This is a genomic window from Streptococcus sp. SS-4456, from assembly GCF_036680365.1.
Lineage (GTDB): Bacteria > Bacillota > Bacilli > Lactobacillales > Streptococcaceae > Streptococcus.
This window is the reverse complement of record NZ_JAVIHI010000130.1, coordinates 1-213: the sequence shown is the minus strand read 5'-3', so window position 1 is coordinate 213 and position 213 is coordinate 1. Positions and strand designations below refer to the sequence as shown.

At 48.8% G+C, this 213-nt stretch carries 2 tRNA genes; both read right to left on the bottom strand.

The features are described 5' to 3' along the window. Positions 1–3: 3 nt before the first annotated feature. Positions 4–85: transfer RNA gene (locus RFK25_RS11720), tRNA-Leu, on the bottom strand. 3 nt (positions 86–88) lie between these two features. Continuing rightward, positions 89–161 (bottom strand) — tRNA-Lys (locus RFK25_RS11715). Positions 162–213 lie beyond the last annotated feature (52 nt).

The following is a 213-nucleotide window of genomic DNA, read 5'->3' as shown; positions in this document are numbered from 1 at the left end:
TTATGCGGGTTAAGGGACTTGAACCCCCACGCCCGAAAGCGCCAGATCCTAAATCTGGTGCGTCTGCCAATTCCGCCAAACCCGCATATGACTCGTGCTGGGCTCGAACCAGCGACCCATTGATTAAAAGTCAATTGCTCTACCAACTGAGCTAACGAGTCGTAAATATGACGCAAACTCTGTTTGCTCTATTTCCAACTTCAAATAGTCTCC